The sequence below is a fragment of the Streptomyces sp. 1-11 genome (genome assembly GCF_007176755.1).
Classification (GTDB): Bacteria; Actinomycetota; Actinomycetes; order Streptomycetales; family Streptomycetaceae; genus Streptomyces.
This window is the reverse complement of the sequence record NZ_BJTV01000002.1, coordinates 368,046-387,981: the sequence shown is the minus strand read 5'-3', so window position 1 is coordinate 387,981 and position 19,936 is coordinate 368,046. Positions and strand designations below refer to the sequence as shown.

Below are 19,936 nucleotides of genomic sequence, written 5' to 3'. Positions count from 1 at the left end.
CCGTGCTCTCCCGCGCCCGGCACGGTGAGCGGTGCGTGACCGCCCGCCGGACCCGCTACCCGGTTCGGCGGAGCGGCGCGTTCCTCAGCCGGGGGAGGGGTGCGGCCAGTACGCGAGGCTGTCGGGCGAAGGGGCGGACTGGGTGGCGTCCGCCGCCGAGGCGTAGATCTCGTAGCTCTCGCGCATGCCGCTGATCTCGAACAGCCGGAGCACCCGGCTGGAGGAGCACGCGATGCGCAACGAGCCCTCGTGCTCCCGGATGCGCTTGGTGATCGCCACGATCACGCCCAGCCCCATGGAGTCCATGAACCCGACGAAGCCCAGGTCCAGAACGAAGTGGCGATGTCCTTCGTCGAGGAGCCTGATCACCGCTTCGCGGATCATGGGGGCGGTGTGGGCGTCGGGCTCGCCGTCGACCTCGACGACGGTCCAGCCGCCGACCACGTCGTAGCTCACCATCATTTTCTCGTGCCGGATGATGTTCGTGCGCATGGCCAATCCCTCGTCCGTGCCGCTCACCGGCCCTCGGCCGGCCGCTCGGCGAGGCCGGCGGCCCGCAACCGCGTGATCCCGTCGTGGGCCTGCCGGGTCACGGAGGTGGCGGCCGCCTCGCGACGCCCGGGGCCAGGGGCCTGGCGCGTGCGGCTGGGCGGAGTGTCGTGAGGACAGGATATATCGGGAGTAAGGGAACGTACTGTAATCCGGTCCTCTGCTGCCCCCGGCCACCATGCCGGCCTCGGGTGGCCGCGGATATCACCGTTCGCACGCCGCTGACCAGCTCGCCTGTCACTGTGTTCAGGTTGTGTTCAGGCCCGGACGGGGCTCGGGCAACGTGTGCTCCAGAGGCGCCAAAGCTCTGGCAAAGGGGTCTGGGGCAACGGCGGCCGGGCGTGTCATCGTGCCTGCCATGACCACAGATCACCTCATCGGGAAGCGGCCGCTGCGCCACGTACGACAAGCGGCGAGCAAGGTGCCGGAGGTGACCGTCTACTTCTGGATCATCAAGGTGCTGACGACCGGCATGGGGGAGACGGCCTCCGACTTCCTGGCGCAGGCGCTCGGCCCGGTCCCCGCTGTCGGCCTCGGCGGTATCGGCCTGGTGGCCGCCCTGACGGTGCAGTTCGCCGTCCGCCGGTACGTGGCCTGGATCTACTGGACGGCGATCGTCATGGTCAGCGTGTTCGGCACCATGGCAGCCGACGTCCTGCACGTCGGCCTCGGCGTGCCGTACACGCTCTCCACCCCGTTCTTCCTGGCCGGCCTGGCCGCCGTCTTCGCCCTCTGGTACCGCAGCGAACGCACCCTGTCCATCCACAGCATCCACACCCGGCGCCGGGAGGCCTTCTACTGGGCCGCCGTGCTCGCCACCTTCGCACTGGGTACCGCCGCGGGCGACCTCACCGCCACGATCGGCCTGGGCTACCTGGGCTCCGCCGTCCTGTACGCCGCCGCGATCGCGGTGCCGGCCGTCGCCCACCGGTGGGGGAACCTGAACGCGGTGGCCGCGTTCTGGGCCGCGTACGTCATCACACGCCCGCTCGGCGCCTCTGTCGCAGACTGGATGGCCGTCGGCCACGGCAGGGGCGGACTCGGCCTGGGTCTTGGGCCGGTCACGCTGTCCTGGACGGTGGCGATCCTCGGCTTCGTCGGCTATCTAGCCGCCTCCCGCAAGGACGTCCAGCGCGACGCCGTGCGGTGACGGGACGCTGAACGGGGGCGTGCTCCGACTCGCCGCCCCGGACGTGCGCGCAGCAGGGGCGCCTGCCGGACATCTGCCCGGCCGGGCGCCCCCTCCCCGCGGCCTAGAAGAAGCCCAGCTTCTGCGGCGAGTACGACACGAGCAGGTTCTTCGTCTGCTGGTGGTACAGCAGTTGCACCCAAGCTGACGAGGGGAAACAGCAGTTGGTGCGGCTCGCTGGCGGGGTGCTGGTCCGGAAATGGTCCGGATCTTGGTCCGTCTCGGCTTGCGCAATGTGTCGCTGCTGGGGGGGCCTCCTCGGACCGGCGCTGTGATCGGCGGTGCGAGCTGAATTCCGCTGGGGACCTCCGCCGTTTGCCGAGCACGGCCGGCGGGTTCAGACGTCCGGGCGGCGCCGGGTAGGCCGTTGAGGAAGTCGGTCGCCTTGTGGCCTTCGGCGGTCAATGAGTCGCAGCGGAACCCTTCGGAGGCTGCGGCGGCGGAAGCAGGAGCGGCAGCGAGGAGCACGGCGGCGCCCACCCCGGCGGACGACGCAGCACGCCGCAGGGGAGGAGCGGCCAGGCTCACCAGGCTTTGCTCCACCCGGTTGTGCTGGAATACGAGTCCAGCAGGTCCACCACGAAGACCAGGGTCGAGCCCGCCGGGATCAACGGCGAAGGCGACTGATTGCCGTAGCCGAGACGCGGGGGAACGATGATCTCGCGCCGACCGCCGACCTTCATCCCCCTCACTCCCCGGTCCCAGCCCTTGATGACCTTGCCACTGCCTAGGGCGAACTTGAACGGCTGACCCCGGTCCCAGGAGGCATCGAACTCCTTCCCGGACTCGAAGGTCACTCCGACATAATGGACCCTGACCACCATGCCCGGCTTCACCTCGGCACCGTCCCCGACGACCAGGTCCCGGATGGTCAGCTCGGTAGGAGCGTCACCCTCCGGAACGTCGACCTCGGGCTTCGTCAGTTCACTCATTGCAGCCTCATCACTCTCAGCCGGGAGCCGTCGCACGGACCAGCCCGACACATGGCCCTTCCTTGCGGCAGATGGTCACGCTACCGAGAACGCCAATCCCCGGAGCACACCAGATGCAGCGGCCACACGTGATGACCTATCGGTTCGAGGGTGCGCTCTCAGGCGTAAGCAGCAGCTTGAGCAGGCGGCGGCCGTGACAGCTCGCTGTCGAGGCGGCTTCAGGCCGCGGAGGGGTGGTGCGCGATCAGCGCCCGCGCGAGGTGACCAGCGACTTCCTCGGCTCCGGCCTGCAGGGCCGCCAGGGTGACGGACTCATCGGGCTCGGCACGCAGGGCGAAGGACCTGCCGAGGCCGGCGAGACTGGCTGTGCGCCGTGACCGATGTGGTTGCCGTACGGCCCGCCGGCCCCAGGCACAGTAGGTCCAGGTACTCCGAGGCGTCGCTCCCGCGCACCGGAACCTCGAGACGGCACCTGACTTCTGGCGCGACCTCGCCCACCGCGAGGGCGAAGGAACGCTGCTGCAGAACCGGAGAAGGCACTCGACAAGCGCATGGCCGAGCTGGCTGCTCCGGGCGGGGTGATCATCGCGGCGACACGGCGTCCGCGCGGTGCGGACTCCCGCAGCGGTTTCACCCGCGGGATCTGCAGCCAACCCCCGGATCTCGAGGCCCCCATCGCGTCACCCATTCCAGCACCTGCGCGTCCAGAGATTTCTGCCGACCAGATCTGCTTTCTTTTGCATCCGGTCCGTACTCGTGATTCCTCATACCGCTCATCGCTGCGGTAATTCCTTGATATGTGCCACATTGAGGAAGGCCCATTCGCCTCGCAGACGCCGCGCCGTTCCGGCGGCCCTGCCCGTTCCGGCAGTTACAGCGGCCGGCCCGCCGCAGTGCAGGGCGAGGTCGCGCTTCCCGAGACGATCACCCCCGCGGCGAGCGACGCCCATCCGTCGGCCCGACGCCCTGTCGGCGGTCGACGAGCGGGACAACGCCCCGGGTGTCCTCGCCCTGTTCCGCTGAGAGTTTCGCCTGCGGTCGGACCGTTCTCCCTTCTCCCTTGTGAGGTCACATGCGCTGCGTCATCGCCCGCTTCCCCTTCGAGCTCACCAAGGTCGGCGTGCTGGAATCGATGAAGGGCGTCAAGCCCGAACCGGTCATCGGCGAATCCGTGGCCATCGGCCGCTGCCACTACCCCGTCAAGCAGGTCGGCCAGGTCATCACCGGCCAGGACCGCCGTGACTTCAGCGCAGCCGAAGTCTCCCGAGCCATGGCCCAGCTCGGCTTCACCTGCCGCACCCTCCCCCAGGCCGTGCCCGCGCCCGTGGGCATCCTCAACTCGCTGCGGCACGACTCCGCCATGCTCGGCGCCCCCGTCACGGCCTGACCGAGAGAAACAGGCGCAAGCCGACACCTGACCAGCAGTCTGGGCCCGATCGGTACGCCGGTCTGGCCCACACTGCGTCCAGCCGGCTCCTGTCGCCATCGCTCAGGGGTGGGAGTAGCTGAAGTCGCCCACGGTCCAGGCGCTGACGTCCTCGATCGCGACCCGGTACATCCCGCCCGTCTCCGGGATCCCCACCTGGCCCTGCAGGATGCGGGCGACGTGGAAGTGCAGATGCGTGGGCGGCCCGTCCCTCTTCACGGGGGCGTCGAAGACGGTGGCGAACTCGCCCAAGCGCGCGGAATCCCTCAGCACATCCGACACCCTCTGCTTCCACACCGCTTCGGCAGCAAGCCGACCAGTGATGACAGCGCCACCGGTGACCACGGTAAGGGACATCTGGTTGCTCTGACCGGACTCCACCAGGGCGGCGACGTCAACCAGCAGCTCGTCAGGCTTCGACATGAGTCCGACTATATTCGTCGGCCATCCGGCTGCTTGAGCGGTGACGCTACCAGGCAAGGCAGGCGCTCACGGGCTTGCCGCCGGAGGCCCGCCGGGTGACCGCCGTGGCGTGGGCGAGACCGGTGACCATGGGTCGGCCGAAGCACCCGGTGCCGCCGTTCAGGTCAGGGGTGCGCATGCGCGGCACATGTCGGCTGGGGTCGTGAACGGCGACCTTGATGGTGTCGGGGTGTGTAGTCAGTTCCAGTGCGCAACGGCAGTCGACGCATGACGGAACCTGCTGCCGTGAGCCCCTGTCTCGGGGGCCGTGCCGGTTCGCCACGAGCTGCTCGATCATCCCGGGATCGTCGAGGGCGGCGCAGACCTTTGTGACGCGCCCGTCAACGGCCGACCTGCGGGGCGTCACGGCTGGCGGCGCCCGTGCCGGCCGGTGGTGTGCTTCGCGAGCCGCAGTGTCGGCCGGTGCCCGTCGACGGTAGCCGCGGCGTAGTCGGCGACGTCACGCTCAGCCCGATGTGCTGCGCGACCGTGGGTCACTGTGAGCGCCGGACTGGGCCTCGGAGCTGCTTGAGCCAACCATGTCCCGGTCGGGGCGGCTCACCTCACTTCCGAGCACGCGAAAATCTATGCCAGCGAGAGTAGACATTAGGTGGTGGTGTGGTTATGGTTTCTCTCGTAGCCGAGATCGAGTGAGGCCCGGCAGAGATGAACTGCCGGGCAGCAGTAGCGCAGTTGTAGTTCGCAGGACGGTGCGGTGGTGGAGTTTCGAAGCCAGAGCGGTCGCAGGGCGGCGACGGGGCTGGCGACCGGACCGGGTGGCCCGCAGTGATCAGGGGCCGCCATAAGGAGTACCGCAGTGGCGGTACCCGTAATTGAAGGATCGCAGTACCCAGCAGTGAGGGCAGTGAGCAGTACCTCGGTGAAGGCGTCGGCTGCGGGCGCGCGCATCGGGAGGTTCGGCAGCAGGGTTCCAAGCCAGAGCAGACGCAGGACAGGCGACGGGGCTGGCTGTCGAAGAGTGGCGCTGTTCGAGGCCACCAGCAGTTCGCAGTTCCGGTTGGTAAGTAGTTGATCAAGAGGGAAGAACGGAGGAGCCGAACGCCATCAGGATCGCCCGGGCGGAAGTCTTGGCCCGGGTACCGCAGGACATCGATAGTGAGGTGGTCTCCGGTCAGGCAGCCGCGATCCCCGCGCCCCCGACAGCATCTCGGTCGGGTCCGCGGAAACACAGGGCCGGTGCAGTATCAGGGCCGGTAGATGGTGTAGTAGTTCCTTCGGGGCCCTGGTGCCAGTACGGTGCCAGGGCCCCTCCGCGCGTTCCACAGAGAGGTGCGATGACAGCAGACGACACGTTCGGCCGTCTCGATGACGACGACTACCCCGCCTACACCATGGGCCGAGCCGCCGAGTTGCTCGGCACTACCCCTGCCTTCCTCCGAGCCCTCGGCGAAGCCCGCCTCATCACCCCGCTGCGCTCCGCGGGCGGCCACCGCCGCTACTCCCGCTACCAGCTGCGCATCGCCGCCCGCGCTCGGGAACTCGTCGACCACGGGACCCCCATCGAGGCCGCTTGCCGGATCGTCATCCTGGAAGACCAGCTCGAGGAAGCCCAGCGCATCAACGCCGAATATCGCCGCGCCGCCGAATCAGCGAACCCAACGGCAGCAGCATGAGATGAGCGTGCCCGTCAGCGCCGGGCGGGCATCGTACGCACGGTCTCGTGTGTGGCCTGATCATTTCCTGTGGTGACGCGGTGTGTGGGCGTGCAGCGTCTGTGTCAGCTGTCGTGGTCCGGAATTCCGTCTTGCCCGCGCCTTTGGTGTGGGTGTTCTGCTGTGCTGTGCCGCAGGGACCAGGGCGATCACCTCTGTCTGCCACAGGGAGCGGGAGCGCACGCCGCGTCAGGTGGCCGCCGCCCGTGCGGCCCCTGATCCTGGGCCGGCCCGGGACCGGTGTGACTTCGGCCCGAAACTACCTGAGTCCAGTCGCGGCATGCGTCGTCGGGTACGGAAGCCGCATGTCTGGCGCGGCTATCGCGCAGTCAGGAGGAGCCGACGTTCAGACGCTCGTCCAGGCGTCGAGGAAGGCTTTCCGCCCAGCCCGATCGTCCGACCTGCGGTCTGCGTGCAGGACGCGCCAGGCGGTGAGCTCGAGATCTCGGAGCCACAGTTCTCCGATGACCTGTGTCTTGAGGTCGGGTAGATGGTCGGACTCGACGAGGCCCTGACCGATCACCTCCCCGGCCGCGGAGCGCTGGGGCGACGTCATCTCATCGACGGCCGAGAGGACCTGCCGGGCCAGGGCGGTTCCCTCTCCTGCCAGCGAACGCAGCACAGAATCCTTGATGTTGACGGGCAGCAGGTACGCGGTGCCCGAAGACCTCCACAGATCCGACCAGAAGCGCTCGCCTGCCGCGGTGGGGGCAGGCAGCGCGGCCAGCAGCCCGAGGAGATGGCCGGTGGCCGCGTAGCCATCGGAGTGGGCGGCTGCGACCACTGCGACTCCGGCGATGCCCTCCACGTCGAGCTGGCCCTCCTCGAGATGCGGAGCGAGGTCCAGTTGGTGTTCCAACTGGTCTGCGAGCGCGGTGGACAGGTGGGGGCGGACCTCAGGAAGCATCGGCGATCCTTGCGCGTAGGCGAGCGGAGATGCCCGTTCGTAAGCCCTGATCGTTCCCAGGACCAGCCGTTCTACTCGGCTTCCGCAGGCCCCATTGGCGGTAGGTCAACGGGGCTGGAGTTTCCGCGGTGGCGAACCGGCTCGGTCCCGGCGACGTGCCTACGGGGTTCTGGAGCGCCCCCGCCATGTGTCCAGGTGAGGTTTTCTGGCATCACCGCACGGCTGCCAGTGACGCCTAGGAGCCCGGCAGAGGACGAGGAGCTGGGCCCCGCGACGCCGCTGAAGTCGGGTGTGGTCACGTCGTGTCAGCGCGGGGAGCGCCGTGCAGACGGGCCACCCGACGAATCACCAGGCGACCGTGCGGGGGAGCGGGCCCACTCGGTTACTTCTCTGGTGGAGCGGGCGGCCGACCTGGCCGAACCGATCGACCCGAGGTTGCGTGGCCGGCACCATGCCGGAATGGTCCCCGCCTCACCTGCCCCAAGAGCCCGCTGAAGCGGGGTGTCGGAGAAGTTCCCGAGTCATCGCCCGGCAACGGTCCGCCCCCTTCGCCGGGCGGAGGCATCGGCGAGGTCGGCTCCGGTGTCGGCGTCCCGCTGGGACTGGTCGACACCGTGCCAGTCCAGGCACATGACGGTCGCGTCGTCCTGCAGGTGGCCGTGGTGGGCGTCGACGACCGCCGCGACGAGGGTGCGAGCGGCCTCACGGGGATGCAGCGCGCGGGTGCGGACGATCAGATCCGACAGATCGAGACGGTGGGCGTTGCGCTCCAGCATGCCGTCGGTCAGCATCACCAGCCGGTCGCCCGGACGCAGGTCCAGCGACTGGACCCGATATCTGTGCGGGGCATGGAAGCCGAACGGCATATCGATCTGCGGAGCGATCTCCCGCACCTGTCCGTCCCGCATCCGCAGCGGCCAGGGGTGCCCGGCGTTGACGAACTCGGTCCTGCCGTCGATGAGGCTGATACGCAGTAGTTGGCCGGTGACGTAGCTCTGGCGGCCGTGCTCCCGCATGGCCTGGTCGGCCTGGCGGGCCTGCTCGGCGAGGTCGGCACCGGCTCGCCGGGCCCGGCGCAGGGCGCCCACCAGGAGGGTCGCCAGCAGCGCGGCGTCGACATCGTGACCCATGGCGTCGGTGACAGAGAGCTGGACCGTGTCCCGGTCGATCACGTAGTCGAAGGTGTCACCCCCGACGTGGTCGGCCGGCTCCAGCGCCCCGGCCACCGCGAACTGCGCCGCCTCACACGACAGTGACGCCGGGAGCAACCGGTGCTGGATTTCCGCGGCCAGGCTCAGCGGGGTGGTACGGCGGCCCCACTGGTACACGTCGGTGAAGGACCGGTTCGCGATGACGATGTACGCCAGGGCGTGCGCGGTCTCGCCGATCGCCCGCATCACCTCCGCGTCCGGCGCCGCGGGCAGGAACAGTTCGAGGAGCCCGATGGCGTCCCCGCGATTGGTCACGGGGGCCACGATCTGAACCAGCGCGCCGTCGCCCTTGTCCTCCACGCTCGGCCGCTGTGTGCGGATCACGTCGTCGTACAGGGTGTCCCGCAGCGTGATGCGCCGGGCGGGTTCATCGGTCTCGACGCTGCCCGCCGCCCCCAGCCGTACGACCGAGCCGCCGGTGAAGTCGGTGATGAGGAACGACACCGACGCGGCCCCGAGCTGCTCCTTGAGCATGCGCGCGATCACGTCGAGTGACTCCACGGGCGCTGCGGTCTCCGCCGCCGCCAGAGTCTCCGCCAAGGTCATCGCGCTGCCCCGGCCGTCCCCGTTCTCCGGAGTACGAGTGGTCGGCTCACCGCCCTCGTCATGCCCGTATACGGTCACGGTGACTCCTCGCCGCTCGCTGGTGCTCAGTGTGCTGTCCGGACGCGCGAGAGGCCCGCGCCAAGCCCGGTGCCGGGCAGATGCTATGGCACCGCATCATCCGTGAAAGGCATTCCACTCGGCCAAGCGCGTGTTCCCTCTCAACGGCCGCTTGCTGGACTGGGTCGATGAGGTGGTGCTGCGACGCCGTCGGCGAACGTGGTCGCCTCGCCGAGCCCACTGGTCCTGTCCCTGGTGACGGCGGCGTCATGTGGAGTGCGTTGCCACCCCGGCCTGCTGGGGTGGCTGTGATTCCCATGCCCGACCTCCGTCCCGGCGGAGCCGCGGCCGGAACGGAGGTCGTGCTGCCGGGGTACGGCTCAGGCGTCGATGATGACGGGGATGATGAGGGGCCTGCGGCGGTGGGTGCGGAACGCCCAGTTCGCCACGGCGCGGGCGAGGAGCTGTTCGAGTTGGTGCGCGTCCCCGACGCCTTCCTCGGCGGCGGTGGCCAGGGTCTTCTCGATGACGGGGACGACCGACTCGAAGGTGCTGTCGTCGTGGACGAAGCCCCGGGCCAGGAAGTCGGGGGCCTCGGCGAGGGCGCCGGTGTCCGCGTCGACGATCGCCACCACCGTGACCACGCCTTCGGCGGCGAGGGTGAGGCGGTCCTTGAGGGACGCTTCGGTGGCGCCGCCGACTTCCATGCCGTCCACGTAGACGTTGCCGGCGGGGACCTTGCCGGTGATGGACGCGCGTCCGTCGACCAGGTCGACGACGACGCCGTCCTCGGCGATGACGACCCGTTCGGGGTCGACACCGGTACGGATGGCGAGGTCGGCGTTGGCCCGCAGGTGGCGCCATTCGCCGTGCACGGGCATGACGTTGCGGGGCTTGACGATGTTGTAGCAGTAGACGAGTTCGCCGGCGCTGGCGTGCCCGGAGACGTGCACCTTGGCGTTGCCCTTGTGGACCACGTGGGCGCCCCACCGGGTGAGTCCGTTGATCACCCGGTAGATGGCGTTCTCGTTGCCGGGGATGAGGGAGCTGGCGAGCAGGACGGTGTCGCCCTTGCCGATGCGGATCAGGTGGTCACGGTTGGCCATCCGTGACAGCGCGGCCATCGGTTCGCCCTGGGATCCGGTGCACACCAGGGTGATCTTGTGGTCCGGAAGCTTCTCCAGCTCCTTCGTGCTCACCACCAGACCGGACGGGACCTTCAGATAGCCCAGGTCACGGGCGATGCCCATGTTGCGGACCATCGACCGGCCGACGAAGGCGACCTTGCGGCCGTGCTGGTGGGCGGCGTCCAGGACCTGCTGGATGCGGTGCACATGGCTGGCGAAGCTGGAGACGATGACCCGGCGCGGCGCGGTGCGCATCACCTGCTCGATCGCCGGGTTCAGCTCCCGCTCGGAGGTGGTGAAGCCGGGTACCTCGGCGTTGGTGGAGTCGGTGAGGAACAGGTCCACGCCCTCCTCGCCGAGGCGGGCGAAGGCGCGCAGATCGGTGATGCGGTCGTCGAGGGGGAACTGGTCCATCTTGAAGTCGCCGGTGTGCAGAACCATCCCGGCCCGGGTACGGATCGCCACCGCGAGGCTGTCGGGGATGGAGTGGTTGACCGCCACGAACTCGCAGTCGAAGGGCCCGAAGCCACGCCGGTCGCCCTCCCGCACCCGTACCGTGCGCGGCCGGATGCCGTGTTCCTTGAGCTTGGCCTCCAGAAACGACAGCGTCAGCTTGGAGCCGACGACGGGAATGTCGGAGCGCTCGCGCAGCAGGTATGGCACGCCACCGATGTGGTCCTCGTGTCCGTGGGTGAGGACCACGGCCACGATGTCGTCCAGCCGGTCCCGGATCGAGGTGAAGTCCGGCAGGATCACGTCCACGCCGGGCTGGGTCTCCTCGGGGAAGAGCACGCCGCAGTCGACGATGAGCAGCTTGCCGGCGTGCTCGAAGACGGTCATGTTGCGGCCGATCTCACCGAGGCCGCCCAGGGCGGTGACCCGCAGCCCTCCTTCGGGAAGGGGAGGGGCGGCTTTCAGTTCGGGGTGCGGATGACTCATAGCCTGACGGTACCCGGAGAGCGGGACAGGGTGATCCATTGCCTGTGCGATCTCCTTTTCCCGAGGGAGCGGGGCACCCGCCCTTCGCCCGGTGCCGGAGAAGAATCTCGTGCACCCTGTCGTGTTTTTCGGTGTTTGCTACCTTCCTGTGGCCTCGGCACCGGTCCGCTCGAAATGGTCGAGACGCGGGTGCCGTCGGCGCTCAGGAACAAGTGGGCCGAGAGCGCTCAGAGGCAGCTTCTCTCGCCAGGCGGACAGTCGGCGGTGTCCCCGAAGCGCTCGCCGCCCCGCCAGCCATGCCGGAACCCGGTGTGGAGCCCCATGAACTCGACGACGAGGTCGGGCGGGGGCGGCGCGGCCGTTGTCTGGAGCCGGTCCCGGGAAGTCCTGGACTCGCGGCGCTCATGAGCGGACGGCTCGTGGGGTGATGTCGTTCGGCGCCCTTTGGTCCACGACTGGTCCGGGCGAGCTCCCCTAGGCGCCAGACAGTAGCGCGAAGGTTCCAGATCGTCACTGACTGTAGCCGATATTCCGGGTTGCCTGGAGCGCGACGGTGCCTCCAGGCAACCCGACTTCAGCCTCTAGAAGAAGCCCAGTTTCCGAGGGCTGTAAGAACAAAGAATGTTCTTCGTCTGCTGGTAGTGGTCCAGCATCATCCGGTGCGTCTCGCGGCCGATGCCGGACTGCTTGTAGCCGCCGAACGCGGCGTGTGCCGGGTAGGCGTGGTAGCAGTTCGTCCACACGCGGCCCGCCTGGATCGCGCGGCCCGCGCGATAGGCGGTGTTGACGTCGCGGGACCACACACCCGCGCCGAGGCCGTACAGGGTGTCGTTCGCGATCTTGATGGCGTCGTCGAAGCCGTCGAAGGAGGCCACCGAGACGACCGGCCCGAAGATCTCCTCCTGGAAGATCCGCATGCGGTTGTCGCCCTCGAAGATGGTCGGCTGGACGTAGTAGCCGCCCTTCAGCTCTCCGTCGTACTCGATGCGTTCGCCGCCGGTGAGCACCTTGGCGCCCTCCTGCCGGCCGATGTCCAGGTAGGAGAGTATCTTCTCCAGCTGGTCGTTGGAGGCCTGCGCGCCGATCATCGTGTCGGTGTCGAGCGGGTGCCCCGTCTTGATCTGCCGGGTACGGGCCACCGCCGCCTCCAGGAACTCGGCGTAGTGGCCCCGCTGGACGAGCGCCCGGGAGGGGCAGGTGCACACCTCGCCCTGGTTGAGCGCGAACATCGTGAAGCCTTCGAGCGCCTTGTCCCGGAAGTCGTCGTCGTGCGCCCAGACGTCGTCGAAGAAGATGTTCGGCGACTTGCCGCCCAGTTCCAGCGTGACGGGCTTGATGTTCTCCGAGGCGTACTGCATGATCAGCCGCCCGGTCGTGGTCTCCCCGGTGAACGCCACCTTCGCCACACGCGGGCTGGAGGCCAGCGGCTTGCCCGCCTCCACGCCGAAGCCGTTGACGATGTTGAGCACGCCCGGCGGCAGCAGGTCGGCGATCAGGCTCACCCAGTAGTGGATGGACGCCGGGGTCTGCTCGGCCGGCTTGAGGACGACCGCGTTGCCCGCGGCGAGCGCCGGCGCCAGCTTCCAGGTGGCCATCAGGATCGGGAAGTTCCACGGGATGATCTGCGCGACCACACCGAGCGGCTCGTGGAAGTGGTACGCCACCGTGTCGTCGTCGATCTCGCTCAGCGAGCCCTCCTGCGCGCGGATGGCGCCCGCGAAGTAGCGGAAGTGGTCGATGGCGAGCGGGATGTCGGCCGCCAGCGTCTCCCGCACCGGCTTGCCGTTCTCCCAGCTCTCGGCCACCGCCAGGGCCTCGAGGTTCGCCTGCATGCGGTCGGCGATCCGCAGCAGGATGTCGGACCGCTCCGTCACCGAGGTACGGCCCCAGCCGGGCGCGGCCTCGTGCGCCGCGTCCAGCGCCCGCTCGACGTCCTCCGCGGTGCCGCGCGCGATCTCGGTGAACGGCTGCCCGTTGATCGGTGACGGATTCTCGAAGTACTGCCCGCGCACCGGCGGAACGTACTCGCCGCCGATGAAGTGGTCGTAGCGCGCCTGGTAGGAGACGATCGCGCCCTCGGTGCCGGGCGCCGCGTAACGGGTCATGCTGGTCTGCCTCCCGGTGAAGCGCTGCCCGCCGTTGGGCAGCTCTCGCCGCGAGGCTAGGCACGCGGACGTTGCGAGTACGTTGCGCCGCGGCCCGGAGGCGGCGCGAGCACCCGGCGAGGCGGCAGGGCCAGCTCGCCCTCCAGCGCCGCCAGCCGCGCCCGTACCGAGGCCGACGGCCGCACCGCCGCCAGCGCCCGCCACACCTCCAGGTCGTCCTCGCCCCACGGGGCGCGCGCCCAGCCGGCCAGCAGGTCGGGGTCGCGGTGGGCGACGAGCGCCGACCGCATCCCGTCGGCGAGCCGCCGCCGGAGCCGTACCACCGCCGGGGCCCGGGAACCCGGCAGCAGCGGACCGGTGTACGCCGCCACCGCCCCGGTCAGCGCGCCCGCCTCCAGTCGCCGCTCCACCACGGTGACGTCGCACTCCACCGCCACCGTCAGCCGGTACGGCCGGGAAGCGAGCAGTCCCGGCCCGATCAGGCGCCGCAGCCGCGCCAGCTCGGCCCGCAGCGTCACCGGGGTCACCGCCTCGTCCTCGTACAGCGCGCAGAGCAGTTCGTCACCCGTCAGCCCCTCGGGGTGGCGGGCCAGCAGCACGAGGATCTCGCTGTGCCGGCGGCCGAGCCGGACGCGCCTGCCGCGCAGCCGGAGTTCGGCCTCGTCCCGCCCCAGCGCGCTGAGCAGGGCCGTCTCCTCGGCGTGCCGGGGCGGGGCGAGCAGCGCGAGCTGCGACTCGGCGGCCCGGGCCACCGCCTGCACGAAGCCCAGGCTGTGCGGGTGCGCCAGCCTGTCGCCGCCGGTGATGTCGACAGCGCCCAGCACCCGCCCGGTGTGCGGGTCGTGGACCGGCGCGGCCGCACAGGTCCACGGCTGCACCTGCCGTATGAAGTGCTCCGCCGCGAACACCTGCACCGGCCGGTCCAGCGCGACCGCCGTACCCGGCGCGTTGGTGCCCACCGCCGCCTCCGACCAGAGCGCGCCCGGCACGAAGTTCATCCGGTCGGCCCGGCGCCGGGTCGCCGGATGCCCCTCCACCCACAGCAGCCTGCCGTGCGCGTCGCACACCGCCAGCAGGTGCTCGCCGTCGGCGGCGAACGAGCCCATCAGCTCCCGGAACAGGGGCATCACCCTGGCGAGCGGGTGCTCGGCCCGGTGGGCGCCGAGGTCGCCGTCGGTCAGCTCAACGTTGGCGCTGCCGTCCGGCCCGACACCGGCCCGCGCGCTGCGCCGCCACGACTCGGCCACCACCGAGCGCACCGGGCGGGGCACCGTGCCCGCCGTCGTGAACGTCTCGTGCGCCCGGCGCAGCGCCAGGACGCGCTCGGCGGGGTCGGCCCCCGGTTCCAGGGCCACCCAGGGATCGGTCACTTGGCCCTCCCGGACGGTGAAACGGCTGGCTCCATCGTCACGCGGCGGGTTGGCGGGGACAACCGGTTCGACAGCCGCCTAGGCGAAATTGACCAGTCTGATGTAGCGCACCCAGTCCCACAGCGGCCCGGGATCGGTGTGGTCGCTGCCGGGTACCTCGTAGTGGCCGATGATGTGCTGTCTGTCCCTGGGGATGCCGTAGTGGGCGCAGACGGCGGCCGTCAGTTTCGCGGACTGCTCGTAGAGGGCGTCGGTGAGGTACGCCGGCTGGTCCACCCAGCCCTCGTGCTCGATGCCGATGCTGCGCGTGTTGTAGTCCCAGTTGCCCGCGTGCCAGGCGATGTTGGCCTCGCGCACGCACTGGGCGACGTGACCGTCCGCCGAACGGACCACGTAGTGGGCGGACACCTTCTTGTCGGGGTCGCGGAAGATGGCGAGCGTGTCGTTGTACGTCTCCTGGGTGATATGGATGATGACCCGGTCGATGGTGTAGCCGGCGGGCCGGTTCGACGCCGTGTAGTTGGTGGAGACCGCCGGCTGCCACTCGGCCGCGGGGTAGTCGACGGCCGCTTGAGCGCCCGCGCGGGCGTCGGGGAGCAGCGCGCCCGGGACCGCGGCGAGTGCCGCGCCCATCAGGATCCGTCTTCTGCTGAGCTGGAGTCTGGGCCGGTTCGTGTCCATCGTCGGCTGCCTTTCGGGAGCGGGTGGGGGGGGACGGGGCCGTGCCGTGGGCGGCTGACGCGACGTCAGTGGGGGGCGTTCATGAGGTCTCGCGCGAATCGCGCGTGCGTGTCGTGCGTCAGTCACCGCACCAGGTCAAGCTGCGGTATCGGGAACGCGTCCTCCAGCGGACGCGCCGAGCCGGCCGAGATCGGCCGCGCGTCTGACTCCAACCGGGGCCAAGGGGCGGTGCCACCCCCGAGGCGGCCGACTGTCACCACCGTGCTCGTCTCGCACTCCACGCTCACTCCTCCCCGTGCGTGTCGCGTCTTTCCCCCGAGGGGCGGCAACCGGCCTCACTCGATGCGTGTGTTCCGTGCCGCGAGAGGCACCGCCGCGCAGACACGGCTGCGATGGGGTGGCGGTTGCTTCGCGTGTGAACAACGGTACGGCGCGGAGGAGTTGGGCAGAAGAGTGCGCCGTGGATCGGTGGACAGGGCGCGCGTTGTGAACAACTCGGCCGCCCGATCGGGTGAGGCCGGTCTGCAGGCCCGGTCCGTCAGGCCCGCTTCTCCGTGGTGCGCCGGGCCCGTTTCCCGGTGGGAGGTCCACTGCCGTCGCCCGAGCCCGGTCTCCACCCCGGTTTCCGTGCCCGGCCGTGAGCCGCGGTGCGTCAGCTCCGCGCCGCCGCGGGCCGTTCCGCGACCGTCGCCGGATCGTCGAGCACCGAGCGGACGACATAGTGGGCCGCGCCGAGCAGCGGACCCTCGGGGCCCAGTCCTGACACGGACACCGGGCAGGCCGGTCCCGCCGTACGGTCCGTCAACTCCGCCTCCAGCGAGGGCAGCAGCCAGGGGGACAGGCCCGCGAGCGCGCCGCCCAGGACCACCGTCTCGGGGTCGAGCAGATTGACGGCCCCGGTCAGGGCTATGCCGAGTGCCGTTCCGGCGTCCCGCAGGGCTCGGCGCACGGCCTCGTCGCCCTCCCCGGCGCGCTCCGCGAGCAGACCGGCCAGGTCCTCGCACGGCTCGAGGCCGGCCGCGCGCAGCACCGCCTCCTCGCCGGCGTACTGCTCCAGGCAGCCGCGCCCGCCGCACGGGCAGGCGGGGCCGTCGGGGCGGACCGGCACATGGCCCAGCTCGCCGGCGAAACCGCGGGTTCCGCGCAGCGGCCGACCGTCCACCACCACCGCGGCGCCGATGCCGATCTCGGCCGACACGTGCAGGAAGTCGCGCGGTGTGCCGGCTCCCAGCCACAGCTCCGCCAGGGCGCCGAAGTTGGCCTCGTTGTCCACGGTCAGCGGCGGCCCGCCGGGCAGCAGCGAACCGAGATCCACATCGTGCCAGTCGAGGTTCGGGGCGCGTACGACGGTGCGGCCGTCGCGCGCCACGAGCCCGGGCACGGCGACCGCGAGTCCGGCGGGCCACAGTCCTTCCCGCCCCGCCTGGGCCACGACCCGGCCGACCAGCTCCGTCAGCTCCTCCAGCACCGGCTCCGGGGCCCGGCCCCGGTTCGCGCCGTACCGCACGGCGCGTGTGCGGACCGTGCCGCGCAGGTCGACCGCGCACACCGCGAGATGGTCCACGCCGATCTCCGCCCCGATGCCGGCCGGGCCGCGTCCGCTCACCGCGAGCGCCGATCCGGGACGGCCCACCCGGCCGGGCCGCTCCGGGCCCAGCTCCTCCAGCAGACCCCAGCGGATCAGCTCGTCCACGAGGGTCGACACCGCGGCCCGGGTCAGCCCGATGTGGGAGGCGACCGCCGCCCGCGACAGCGGACCGGCCGCGCTGACGGCGTGCATCACCCGGGCGAGGTTGCGCCGGCGCATGCCCTGCTGAGTGTCGGGCAGGGAGCGTCCGGTACCGCGCGCGCGGTCCTCGTGCAGCGGTGCGGTCATGCCCTTCGTCAGTCCTCGGTGTGTGCGGCCGGCCCCGGGATCCCGCTCGGGGCGGGTCCCGGCCTCAGCGCGATTCCGTCCCCCGCTCGAGCAGCGGGGCCGCGTCGGAGAGTACCCCGCTGATCCGGGCCAGCGTCGCCTCGTCCCGCTCCACGGCCTCCAGCACCGGGCCGGCGGCCGTGTTCCAGCGCCGGGCGACCGCGCCCGGATCCTCCCCGGTCAGCAGGCCCGCGGCCTGTGCGGCGGCACCCAGGGCCACCAGCTCCCCGGCCCTGGGGACCTGCACCGGCCGACCCGACAGCCGCCGTACCGTCTGCTGCCAGGCGGCGCCCCGGGCCCCGCCACCGATCAGCAGCAGCGGCGTGCTGCGGTCCGCGTCCTCCTCAAGGACCAGTTCGAGCGCGCCGAGCAATGCGTGCACCGCCCCGTCGTAGGCCGCCTGCAGCAACTGGCCGGCCGTCGTGTCGTGACGCAGCCCGTGCAGTAGACCGGAGGCGTGGGGCAGGTTCGGGGTGCGCTCGCCGTCCAGGTACGGCAGCAGGGTGACGGAGGCGCCGGGCTCCACGGCCTCCCGGTCGAGGCCCAGCAGCGCCGCGACACGGTCCACGGCGAGGGTGCAGTTCAGTGTGCACGCGAGGGGCAGCCAGTCCCCGTGCGCGTCCGCGAAACCGGCCACCGTGCCCGTCGGATCGGCGGGGCGGCGCCGGGCGACCGCGTACACCGTGCCCGACGTGCCGAGGCTCAGCACCGGCGTGCCCGGCCTGAGCCCGAGGCCCAGTGCGGCAGCGGCGTTGTCACCGGTGCCCGGGGCCACCAGCGTGCCCTTGGAGAACGGCAGGTCGTGACTGTCGCGCACGGTGCCGGCCACCTCGCCGGGCCGCACCACCCGGGGCAGCAGCGCCGGGTCGAGCCCCACGTGGGCCAGCGTCTCCTCGTCGTACGCCTCCGTGCCCGCCGCCCACCAGCCGGTGCCGGACGCGTCGCCGCGGTCGGTCGTGCCCTGCCCGGTCAGCCGCTCGGTGAGGTAGTCGTGCGGGAGCCGGACCGCCCTGGTGGCGCGGACGGCCTCCGGCTCGTGCTCGGCCAGCCAGGCCCACTTCGTCACCGTGAACGACGCACCGGGCACGCTGCCGGTCCGCTCCGCCCATGCCTTGGGGCCGCCCAGCTCCTCGACGAGCCGACGGGCCTGCGGGGCCGAGCGGACGTCGTTCCACAGCAGTGCCGGACGCACCGGCTCACCGTGCCCGTCCAGTGTGACCAGGCCGTGCTGCTGGCCGCCGATCGACACCGCGGCGGCCTCGTGCGCGGGCTCGCCGCACTGGCGCAGCGCCTCGCACAGCGCGTCCCACCACTGACGCGGGTCACTCTCCCGGCCGGCCCCCGAGGACACGGTGTGCGGCGCCTGACCGCTGGCCACCACCTCGCCGGTGGCCGCGTCGACGACCAGTGCCTTCGTGGACTGGGTGGAGGTGTCCACGCCCACGACGAGCGGACCCTCGGCTGCTGACATCGGGCTCTCCCTCTTTCCGCGGCTCCGCGGGATGTGCCGTGATCCGGCGGGACATAGGTCCGCGGCGGCGGTGGAACGGATCCTCCGCCGTCGAGGACACACCTTGTGTCTTCCCAGAGGTGCGTGCGCATACTAATTTGTAAACGGCCATGACGAAATAGTCGTACCAAGCAAGGAGCCGCGGCATGAACTACCAGCCCACCCCCGAGGACAGGTTCACCTTCGGCCTGTGGACCGTCGGCTGGCAGGGCAGGGACCCGTTCGGCGACGCCACCCGCCGCGCCCTCGACCCGGTCGAGACGGTGCAGCGCCTGGCGGAGCTCGGCGCCCACGGAGTGACCTTCCACGACGACGACCTGATCCCCTTCGGGTCCTCGGACACCGAGCGCGAGTCCCACATCAAGCGCTTCCGGCAGGCCCTGGACGCCACCGGCATGACCGTGCCGATGGCCACCACCAACCTCTTCACACACCCCGTCTTCAAGGACGGCGCGTTCACCGCCAACGACCGCGACGTGCGCCGCTACGCCCTGCGCAAGACGATCCGCAACATCGACCTGGCCGCCGAGCTGGGCGCGAAGACGTACGTCGCCTGGGGCGGCCGCGAGGGCGCCGAGTCCGGCGGCGCCAAGGACGTCCGCGCGGCGCTCGACCGTATGAAGGAGGCCTTCGACCTCCTCGGCGAGTACGTCACCTCGCAGGGGTACGACCTCCGGTTCGCCATCGAGCCCAAGCCCAACGAGCCGCGCGGCGACATCCTGCTGCCCACCGTCGGCCACGCGCTGGCCTTCATCGAGCGGCTGGAGCGCCCCGAGCTGTTCGGCGTCAACCCCGAAGTGGGCCACGAGCAGATGGCCGGGCTGAACTTCCCGCACGGCATCGCGCAGGCCCTGTGGGCGGGCAAGCTCTTCCACATCGACCTCAACGGCCAGTCCGGCATCAAGTACGACCAGGACCTGCGGTTCGGCGCCGGCGACCTGCGGGCCGCGTTCTGGCTGGTCGACCTGCTGGAGAGCGCCGGTTACGAGGGGCCCCGCCACTTCGACTTCAAGCCGCCGCGGACCGAGGACCTCGACGGCGTCTGGGCGTCGGCGGCCGGCTGCATGCGCAACTACCTCATCCTGAAGGAGCGCGCCGCGGCGTTCCGCGCCGACCCGGAGGTCCAGGAGGCGCTGCGCGCCTCGCGGCTGGACGAACTCGCCCAGCCGACCGCGTCGGACGGCCTGCAGGCACTGCTCGCCGACCGCGCGGCCTTCGAGGACTTCGACGTGGCGGCGGCGGCCGAGCGCGGCATGGCCTTCGAGCGGCTCGACCAGCTCGCCATGGACCACCTGCTGGGCGCCCGGGACTGAGACCGGCAGGCCCGCAAGCCCGCC

General features: G+C 70.8%; 17 protein-coding genes. 5 read left to right on the top strand and 12 right to left on the bottom strand.

The annotated features are described in order from the left end of the window. Positions 1 to 84: 84 nt before the first annotated feature. Positions 85 to 492, bottom strand: a complete 408-nt coding sequence (locus TNCT1_RS06035; RefSeq protein ID WP_143629048.1) for an STAS domain-containing protein — start codon at positions 490 to 492, stop codon at positions 85 to 87. 415 nt (positions 493 to 907) lie between these two features. On the opposite strand from TNCT1_RS06035, the gene TNCT1_RS06030 reads away from it, so the two are divergent. After that, entirely contained in the window at positions 908 to 1,699 is a 792-nt protein-coding gene (locus TNCT1_RS06030) for a hypothetical protein (protein ID WP_143629046.1), read from the top strand. A gap of 563 nt (positions 1,700 to 2,262) precedes the next feature. On the opposite strand, the gene TNCT1_RS06025 is transcribed toward TNCT1_RS06030, so the two are convergent. Continuing rightward, positions 2,263 to 2,670, bottom strand: a complete 408-nt coding sequence (locus TNCT1_RS06025) for an FKBP-type peptidyl-prolyl cis-trans isomerase (protein ID WP_143629043.1) — start codon at positions 2,668 to 2,670, stop codon at positions 2,263 to 2,265. A 236-nt stretch (positions 2,671 to 2,906) separates the two neighbouring features. On the opposite strand from TNCT1_RS06025, the gene TNCT1_RS35485 reads away from it, so the two are divergent. Then, positions 2,907 to 3,047, top strand: coding sequence for a hypothetical protein (locus TNCT1_RS35485; RefSeq protein ID WP_160160377.1), 141 nt, complete (start codon positions 2,907 to 2,909; stop codon positions 3,045 to 3,047). Positions 3,048 to 3,742: 695 nt separating this feature from the next. Then, on the top strand, positions 3,743 to 4,057 hold the full coding sequence (locus tag TNCT1_RS06010; RefSeq protein WP_143629037.1) for an SCO5918 family protein: 315 nt from the start codon (positions 3,743 to 3,745) through the stop codon (positions 4,055 to 4,057). 102 nt (positions 4,058 to 4,159) lie between these two features. On the opposite strand, the gene TNCT1_RS06005 is transcribed toward TNCT1_RS06010, so the two are convergent. Beyond that, positions 4,160 to 4,519, bottom strand: coding sequence for a hypothetical protein (locus TNCT1_RS06005; RefSeq protein ID WP_143629035.1), 360 nt, complete (start codon positions 4,517 to 4,519; stop codon positions 4,160 to 4,162). 46 nt (positions 4,520 to 4,565) lie between these two features. Beyond that, positions 4,566 to 4,697, bottom strand: a complete 132-nt coding sequence (locus TNCT1_RS36885) for a hypothetical protein (protein WP_373920457.1) — start codon at positions 4,695 to 4,697, stop codon at positions 4,566 to 4,568. 1,156 nt (positions 4,698 to 5,853) lie between these two features. On the opposite strand from TNCT1_RS36885, the gene TNCT1_RS05995 reads away from it, so the two are divergent. Continuing rightward, positions 5,854 to 6,192 (top strand): MerR family transcriptional regulator, encoded by a 339-nt coding sequence (locus tag TNCT1_RS05995; protein ID WP_143629033.1) that lies wholly within the window; start codon positions 5,854 to 5,856, stop codon positions 6,190 to 6,192. 385 nt (positions 6,193 to 6,577) lie between these two features. Here TNCT1_RS05995 and TNCT1_RS05990 read toward each other — a convergent pair whose 3' ends face one another. The 8 genes from TNCT1_RS05990 to xylB form a co-directional block, all read right to left on the bottom strand. Continuing rightward, positions 6,578 to 7,138 carry a hypothetical protein gene (locus tag TNCT1_RS05990; protein ID WP_174266167.1) on the bottom strand — a complete coding sequence of 187 codons (561 nt, stop codon included), beginning with the start codon at positions 7,136 to 7,138 and terminating at the stop codon, positions 6,578 to 6,580. Positions 7,139 to 7,659: 521 nt separating this feature from the next. Then, on the bottom strand, positions 7,660 to 8,895 hold the full coding sequence (locus TNCT1_RS05980) for a PP2C family protein-serine/threonine phosphatase (protein ID WP_143629426.1): 1,236 nt from the start codon (positions 8,893 to 8,895) through the stop codon (positions 7,660 to 7,662). Positions 8,896 to 9,332: 437 nt separating this feature from the next. Beyond that, positions 9,333 to 11,018: a ribonuclease J gene (locus TNCT1_RS05975; protein ID WP_143629031.1), complete on the bottom strand. Its 1,686-nt coding sequence runs from the start codon at positions 11,016 to 11,018 to the stop codon at positions 9,333 to 9,335. 581 nt (positions 11,019 to 11,599) lie between these two features. Further along, on the bottom strand, positions 11,600 to 13,123 hold the full coding sequence (gene adh, locus TNCT1_RS05970) for an aldehyde dehydrogenase (protein WP_143629030.1): 1,524 nt from the start codon (positions 13,121 to 13,123) through the stop codon (positions 11,600 to 11,602). Positions 13,124 to 13,179: 56 nt separating this feature from the next. Next, complete coding sequence (locus TNCT1_RS05965; RefSeq protein WP_143629028.1) at positions 13,180 to 14,493, bottom strand: GAF domain-containing protein; 1,314 nt, start codon at positions 14,491 to 14,493, stop codon at positions 13,180 to 13,182. A gap of 78 nt (positions 14,494 to 14,571) precedes the next feature. Further along, the gene (locus TNCT1_RS05960; RefSeq protein ID WP_143629026.1) at positions 14,572 to 15,174 is read right to left on the bottom strand and encodes an N-acetylmuramoyl-L-alanine amidase; all 603 of its coding nucleotides are present in this window, start codon (positions 15,172 to 15,174) and stop codon (positions 14,572 to 14,574) included. Positions 15,175 to 15,826: 652 nt separating this feature from the next. Further along, positions 15,827 to 17,050, bottom strand: a complete 1,224-nt coding sequence (locus TNCT1_RS05955) for an ROK family transcriptional regulator (protein ID WP_143629024.1) — start codon at positions 17,048 to 17,050, stop codon at positions 15,827 to 15,829. A gap of 64 nt (positions 17,051 to 17,114) precedes the next feature. Beyond that, entirely contained in the window at positions 17,115 to 18,560 is a 1,446-nt protein-coding gene (xylB, locus tag TNCT1_RS05950) for a xylulokinase (RefSeq protein WP_143629022.1), read from the bottom strand. A gap of 185 nt (positions 18,561 to 18,745) precedes the next feature. Between xylB and xylA the strand changes: the two genes are divergently transcribed. Further along, positions 18,746 to 19,912 carry a xylose isomerase gene (gene xylA, locus TNCT1_RS05945; RefSeq protein WP_143629020.1) on the top strand — a complete coding sequence of 389 codons (1,167 nt, stop codon included), beginning with the start codon at positions 18,746 to 18,748 and terminating at the stop codon, positions 19,910 to 19,912. The last annotated feature ends 24 nt before the right edge of the window (positions 19,913 to 19,936 follow it).

Coding starts and splice junctions, on each gene's coding strand:
- TNCT1_RS06035 (WP_143629048.1), bottom strand. CDS start 492: ATGCGCACGAACATCATCCGGCACGAGAAAATGATGGTGAGCTACGAC.
- TNCT1_RS06030 (WP_143629046.1), top strand. CDS start 908: ATGACCACAGATCACCTCATCGGGAAGCGGCCGCTGCGCCACGTACGA.
- TNCT1_RS06025 (WP_143629043.1), bottom strand. CDS start 2,670: ATGAGTGAACTGACGAAGCCCGAGGTCGACGTTCCGGAGGGTGACGCT.
- TNCT1_RS06010 (WP_143629037.1), top strand. CDS start 3,743: ATGCGCTGCGTCATCGCCCGCTTCCCCTTCGAGCTCACCAAGGTCGGC.
- TNCT1_RS06005 (WP_143629035.1), bottom strand. CDS start 4,519: ATGTCGAAGCCTGACGAGCTGCTGGTTGACGTCGCCGCCCTGGTGGAG.
- TNCT1_RS36885 (WP_373920457.1), bottom strand. CDS start 4,697: ATGCGCACCCCTGACCTGAACGGCGGCACCGGGTGCTTCGGCCGACCC.
- TNCT1_RS05995 (WP_143629033.1), top strand. CDS start 5,854: ATGACAGCAGACGACACGTTCGGCCGTCTCGATGACGACGACTACCCC.
- TNCT1_RS05990 (WP_174266167.1), bottom strand. CDS start 7,138: ATGCTTCCTGAGGTCCGCCCCCACCTGTCCACCGCGCTCGCAGACCAG.
- TNCT1_RS05980 (WP_143629426.1), bottom strand. CDS start 8,895: ATGACCTTGGCGGAGACTCTGGCGGCGGCGGAGACCGCAGCGCCCGTG.
- TNCT1_RS05975 (WP_143629031.1), bottom strand. CDS start 11,018: ATGAGTCATCCGCACCCCGAACTGAAAGCCGCCCCTCCCCTTCCCGAA.
- adh (WP_143629030.1), bottom strand. CDS start 13,123: ATGACCCGTTACGCGGCGCCCGGCACCGAGGGCGCGATCGTCTCCTAC.
- TNCT1_RS05960 (WP_143629026.1), bottom strand. CDS start 15,174: ATGGACACGAACCGGCCCAGACTCCAGCTCAGCAGAAGACGGATCCTG.
- TNCT1_RS05955 (WP_143629024.1), bottom strand. CDS start 17,050: ATGACCGCACCGCTGCACGAGGACCGCGCGCGCGGTACCGGACGCTCC.
- xylB (WP_143629022.1), bottom strand. CDS start 18,560: ATGTCAGCAGCCGAGGGTCCGCTCGTCGTGGGCGTGGACACCTCCACC.
- xylA (WP_143629020.1), top strand. CDS start 18,746: ATGAACTACCAGCCCACCCCCGAGGACAGGTTCACCTTCGGCCTGTGG.